The following is a 6162-nucleotide window of genomic DNA, read 5'->3' as shown; positions in this document are numbered from 1 at the left end:
GCCCGCCGCCGAACTGCCGCGGGTGGCGCTGCCGGCGCCGGTGAAGAAGCTGTTGCTGGGCCTGATGGAAGCCGCCGCGCAAGGCAGCCTGCTGGAAGGCCCGCCCGGAATCGGTTAGCCGCCCTGCCCGCCCTGAGCCGCGCCGCTCAGCAACATCACCAGCTTCAGATCCGGATGCGTGGCGAGGCGGAAGGTGATCTGCTGGTAGGCCAGGCGGCCCTTGGCGGGATGCTGGAATTCGCGCACGCCGCCTTCGCGTTCGACCACGGCATGGCGCGTCCACCAGTGCGCGAAGACAGGGCTTTGGCGGTTGAGGCCGTCGATGAGGGCAAGCACGGCGGGTTCGTCGAGGTGGGCGCCGGCGTCGGCGCGGAACTCGGCCACCACGCGGCGGGCGCGCTGGTCCCAGTCCACCACCAGGTCGCGGGCGGCGGGGTCCAGGAAGATGTAACGCAGCAGGTTGGGCTCGGGGTCGCGGCGCGGCCAGTCGTCGAACAGCTCGCGCAGCGGCTCGTTATAGGCCAGCACGTTCCAGGCGCGGTCGAGCACGTAGGCGGGCGCCTGGACGGCGTCCACACAGGCCTGCAGCGTCCCGGGCACGCCGTTCGCGTCGCCGCGGTCGTGCTGGGGGTCGGCGCAGTCGGCCAGATCGAAGAGATAGGCGCGTTCGGCGCGGGCGAGCTGCAGCACGCCCGCGATGCGCGACCATACCGAAGGCGAGACGGACACTTCCCGGCCCTGCTCGATCCAGGTGTACCAAGTGACGCTGATGCCGCAAAGCTGGGCGACTTCTTCGCGGCGCAGGCCGGGCGTGCGCCGCCGCAGGCCCTCGGGCAGGCCGGCCATCTGCGGCGTAATGCGCGCGCGCGCACTGCGCACGAATTCGCCGAGCGCCTGGCGGCGCAGGCGCGATCCTTCCTGGCCCGCGGCCGCTTGAGGGGAAGTATTCATACCAGGATGAACAATGGTCTTGTACGTGTATGGGAGGCCGCCTATCTTAGCGCCATGCGCCTGCGAGCAGGCGCGGTTTCCCATGCGCACCTGCCTTCGAGGACTCCCCCATCATGCTGAACCACACCCATGACGACGCCGTGCAACGCCAGTTCAGTCCGCAGGCGCGGGCCTACCTGGCCAGCGCGGTGCATGCGCAAGGCGAAGACCTGCGCCAGATAGCGGACATCGCCCGCGCGCATCCCGGGGCGCGGGTGCTGGACCTGGGCTGCGGCGGCGGCCACGTCAGCTTCCACGTGGCGCCGCACGCGGGCCAGGTCGTGGCCTACGATCTGTCGCAGCAGATGCTGGACGTGGTGGCGGCCGAGGCGGCCCGGCGCGGCCTGTCCAATCTTGCCATCTGTCGCGGCAAGGCCGAGACGCTGCCGTTCGCCGACGGCGAATTCGACCTGGTGATGTCGCGCTACTCCACCCACCACTGGGAAGACCCCGGCCGCGCGCTGCGCGAGGCCCGGCGCGTGCTCAAGCCGGGCGGCACGGCAGTGTTCGCCGACGTGGTGTCGCCGGGCGAGGCGCTGCTGGACACCTGGCTGCAGACCATCGAAGTGCTGCGCGACCCCTCGCATGTGCGCGACTATTCGGTGTCGGAATGGACCCGCATGCTGGCCGAGGCGGGCTTCGTGGTTCAGGGCGTGACGGCGCGCCGCCTGCCGCTGGAATTCGGCGCGTGGGTGCAACGCATGCGCACGCCGGACGCGCTGGTGGCGGCGCTGCGGCACATGTTCGGCATCGCGCCCGACGTGGTGCGCGCGCATTTCGACGTGCAGGGCGACGGCTCCTTCACCAGCGACAACGCGGTCATCGTGGCGAAGAAGCCGGGCTGATCCATCCCGACAGCCGCCTCGCGTATCGCCGGCGGACCTGACCGCCACGCAGGCCGCCGCCCTGGTCCGCCAGGGCGGCCTCAGCAGCGTCGCGCTGACGCAGGCATGCCTGGACCGCATCGCCGCCCGCGGGGAGCTCAACGCCTTCATCACCGTCGACCGGGACGGCGCGCTTGTCCAGGCCGCGGCCCCGCGCGCCAGGGCCGGCGCACCCCGGCGCGCCCGCAAATGCAAAGCCGGCCCGCAGGCCGGCTTTGCGCGGGGGGGGGGGGCCCCGATCATCCCAGGTTGGGCGCCAGCGTGCGGCGCAGATCCTCGATGCTGCGGCCGCTGCGCGCCGCGTAGTCGGCGAGCTGGTCTTCGCCGATGATGCCCACATTGAAGTACTGCGACTGCGGGTGGCTGAAGTAGAAGCCCGACACGCTGGAAGCGGGGTACATGGCGTAGCTGTCGGTGAGCATCATGCCGATCTCGCCGGCGTCCAGCACGCGGAACATATCGGTCTTGACCACGTGTTCCGGGCAGGCGGGGTAGCCGGGCGCGGGCCGGATGCCCGCGTATTTCTCGGCGATCATCTCCTCGTTGGACAGGCGCTCGTCGGGCGCGTAGCCCCAGAGATCCTGGCGCACGCGGGCGTGCAGGCATTCCGCGAAGCCTTCGGCCAGCCGGTCGGCGAGCGACTTGAGCATGATGCTGGAGTAGTCGTCCAGCGCCGCTTCGAATTCGGCCTCTTTCTTTTCGATGCCCAGGCCGGCCGTGACGGCGAACATGCCGATGTAGTCCAGCTTGCCGCTGGATTTCGGCGCGATGTAGTCGGCCAGGCATTTGTTGCTCACGCCCTCGCGCTTGGCGCCCTGCTGGCGCAGGTTGCGGTAGGTGAAGAGCACCTCGCTGCGGGTTTCGTCCTTGTAGACCTCGATATCCTCGTCGTTGACGGCATTGGCGGGATAGAAGCCGATCACGCCGCTGGCGGTGAGCCAGCGGCCCTCGATGATGCGCTTCATCATGGCCTGGCCGTCGGCGTAGACCTTGCGCGCCTGCTCGCCGACGACCTTGTCGTCGAGAATCGCGGGGAACGGCCCGAACAGGCTCCAGGTCTGGAAGAACGGGCCCCAGTCCACGTAGCGCGCGATTTCGGCCAGGTCGTAGCTCTTGAAGGTGCGGCGGCCGATGAATTTGGGGCGCGGCGGCGTGTAGGCGTCCCAGTCGATGACGGGGCGCGAGGCGCGCGCCTCGGCCAGCGGCAGGATGGGCGCGGCCTTGCGGTTGGCGTGGCGGCGGCGCACGTCTTCGTATTCCTCGGCCAGTTCCTTGAGATAGGCTTCGCTCTGGTCGGACATGAGGCTGGTGGCCACGCCCACCGAGCGGCTGGCGTCCGGCACGTAAATGACCGGCCCTTCGTAGTTGGGCGCGATCTTCACGGCGGTGTGCACGCGGCTGGTGGTGGCGCCGCCGATCATGAGCGGAATCCGGCGGCTGCGGAAGTACTCGTCGCGCTGCATTTCCGAGGCCACGTACGCCATCTCCTCGAGGCTGGGCGTGATGAGGCCGGACAGACCGACGATGTCGGCGTTCTCTTCCTTGGCCTTTTCGAGGATCTGCGCGCAGGGCACCATGACGCCCATGTTCACCACCTCGAAGTTGTTGCATTGCAGGACCACCGACACGATGTTCTTGCCGATGTCGTGCACGTCGCCCTTGACGGTGGCGATGACGATCTTGCCCTTGGCGCGCACGTCGCCGCCCGCGGCCGCGATCTGGCGCTTTTCTTCCTCGATGAAGGGAATGAGGTGGGCCACGGCCTGCTTCATGACGCGCGCCGACTTCACCACCTGCGGCAGGAACATCTTGCCCGCGCCGAACAGGTCGCCCACCACGTTCATGCCGTCCATCAGCGGGCCCTCGATCACTTCGATGGGGCGTCCGCCGCGCGCGGCGATCTTCTGGCGCACTTCCTCGGTATCTTCGACGATATACGCGGTGATGCCGTGCACCAGCGCGTGCGAGAGCCGCTCTTCGACACAGGCCGCGCGCCAGGACAGGTCTTCTTCCTTCTTGGCGCCCGAGCCCTTGATGGTTTCGGCGAACTGCACCAGGCGCTCGGTGGGCGTGCGCTCGTCGGCGGGGTCGGTCTTGCCCACGGGCTCGGGGCGGTCGAGGATGACGTCCTCGACCAGGTCGCGCAGATGCGGGTCCAGGTCGGCGTAGACGCCTAGCTGGCCGGCATTGACGATGCCCATCGTCATGCCTTCCTTGATGGCGTAGTACAGGAAGACCGTGTGGATGGCCTCGCGCATGGGCTCGTTGCCGCGGAACGAGAAGCTCACGTTGGACACGCCGCCCGAGATGCGGGCGTGGGGCAGGTTCTCGCGGATCCAGCGCGTGCCCTCGATGAAGTCCATCGCGTAGTGGTTGTGCTCGTCGATGCCGGTGGCCACGGCGAACACGTTGGGGTCGAAGATGATGTCTTCGGGCGGGAAGCCCTCTTCTTCGACCAGGATGCGGTAAGCCCGGCCGCAGATCTGCTTGCGGCGCTCCAGCGTGTCGGCCTGCCCTTCCTCGTCGAAGGCCATGACCACCACGGCGGCGCCGTAGCGGCGGCACAGGCGGGCATGGCGGCGGAACGGCTCCTCGCCCTCCTTCATGGAGATGGAGTTCACCACGGCCTTGCCCTGCACGCATTTCAGGCCGGTTTCGATGACTTCCCACTTGGAGCTGTCGATCATGATCGGCACCCGGGCGATGTCGGGCTCGGAGGCGATCAGGTTGAGGAAGCGGTGCATGCAGGCCACCGAATCCAGCATGGCCTCGTCCATGTTGATGTCGATGATCTGCGCGCCGTTCTCCACCTGCTGGCGCGCCACGGCCAGCGCCTCGTCGTACTTCTCCTCGCGGATCAGGCGGGCGAACATCTTGCTGCCGGTGACGTTGGTGCGCTCGCCCACGTTCACGAAGAGCGTTTCCTCGTCGATGTTGAGCGGCTCCAGGCCCGACAGCCGGGTCTTCACCGGAATCTCGGGCACGGCGCGCGGCGGCAGCTCGCGCACTTTTTCGGCGATGGCGCGGATGTGGTCCGGCGTGGTGCCGCAACAGCCGCCCGACATGTTGACCAGCCCCGCGCGGGCGAACTCCTCCAGCAGCGCCGAGGTGTCGGCCGGGGTTTCGTCGAAGCCGGTTTCGGCCATGGGGTTGGGCAGGCCGGCGTTGGGATAGACGCAGACGTAGGTGTCGCAGATCTTGGCCAGCTCGGCGATGTAGGGGCGCATGAGCGCCGCGCCCAGCGCGCAGTTCAGGCCGATGGTGACGGGCCGCGCGTGACGCACCGAATTCCAGAACGCCTCGACCGTCTGGCCCGACAGGATGCGGCCGGAAGCGTCGGTGACGGTGCCGGAGATCATCACCGGCAGCCGGATGCCGCGTTCCTCGAACACCAGCTCGGTGGCGAAGATGGCCGCCTTGGCGTTGAGGGTGTCGAAGATGGTTTCGATGAGGACGATGTCGATGCCGCCATCGAGCAGGCCGTTGAGCTGCTCGACGTAGGCGTCGCGCAGCTCGTCGAAGGTGACGTTGCGCGCGCCGGGATCGTTCACGTCCGGCGAGATGGAGGCGGTCTTGGGCTGGGGCCCGAGCGCGCCGGCCACGAAGCGCGGCTTGTCGGGCGTGCTGTAGGCGTCACAGGCGGCGCGGGCGAGCCTGGCCGACTCCAGGTTCATTTCGTAGGCCAGCTCCGGCAGGTCGTAGTCGCCCTGCGCGATGAAGGTCGCGCCGAACGTGTTGGTTTCGATAACGTCGGCGCCCGCCTCCAGGTACTGGCGGTGGATCTCGGAGATGACGTCCGGCCGCACCAGCGAAAGCAGTTCGTTGTCGCCCTTGAGATCCTTGCCGTGGCCGGCGAAGCGCTCGCCGCGGAAATCCGCCTCTCCCAGCTTGTAGCGCTGGATCATGGTGCCCATGGCGCCGTCCAGGATGAGGATGCGCTCTCCCAGCAGGCGGGCGAATTCGCCGCCGCGGGTATAGGCTTCGGGCGGATAGGGCAAGCGGGGATAGGACACGGTCGGAGCGGACAGGAAATGGATGGATGGAAAAGCCGGGGCCGCCGCGCGCCGGCGGGGCGGACGGCGGCCGTCTGTGGCGAAAAAGGGAATTCCGCCTCAAAAAGCAAGCCCTGATCGTAACAAAACGGGCCGCCCCCCGCCTGCCGGTGTTACAGTTCTCGCCCCGAACAGGTGCTTTCGGCGCAACCCGCCATGCAGGCAAGACCCGCATGGCCGCGCGCGAAAGGTAAACGGGAAACAGGAAGGCCCGCCCCCGGCCGCCGCCGTCCGCC

General features: G+C 68.4%; 4 protein-coding genes. 2 read left to right on the top strand and 2 right to left on the bottom strand.

Annotation, left to right across the window (positions count from 1 at the left end; genetic code table 11):
* Positions 1-114 precede the first annotated feature (114 nt).
* Positions 115-951 carry a helix-turn-helix transcriptional regulator gene (locus AD428_RS21425; RefSeq protein ID WP_053246527.1) on the bottom strand — a complete coding sequence of 279 codons (837 nt, stop codon included), beginning with the start codon at positions 949-951 and terminating at the stop codon, positions 115-117.
* A 113-nt stretch (positions 952-1064) separates the two neighbouring features.
* Here AD428_RS21425 and AD428_RS21420 point away from each other — a divergent pair, with 113 nt between their 5' ends.
* Positions 1065-1835 carry a class I SAM-dependent methyltransferase gene (locus AD428_RS21420; protein WP_053246526.1) on the top strand — a complete coding sequence of 257 codons (771 nt, stop codon included), beginning with the start codon at positions 1065-1067 and terminating at the stop codon, positions 1833-1835.
* A gap of 278 nt (positions 1836-2113) precedes the next feature.
* Here AD428_RS21420 and metH read toward each other — a convergent pair whose 3' ends face one another.
* Entirely contained in the window at positions 2114-5887 is a 3774-nt protein-coding gene (gene metH, locus AD428_RS21415) for a methionine synthase (protein ID WP_053246525.1), read from the bottom strand.
* Between the two features lie 26 nt (positions 5888-5913).
* Between metH and AD428_RS26475 the strand changes: the two genes are divergently transcribed.
* Entirely contained in the window at positions 5914-6120 is a 207-nt protein-coding gene (locus AD428_RS26475; protein WP_152968185.1) for a hypothetical protein, read from the top strand.
* Positions 6121-6162: the final 42 nt, after the last annotated feature.

Source organism: Achromobacter sp. DMS1, assembly GCF_001270295.1.
Note: the sequence above shows the minus strand (reverse complement) of the source record. Positions and strands in the feature narration are given on the sequence as shown.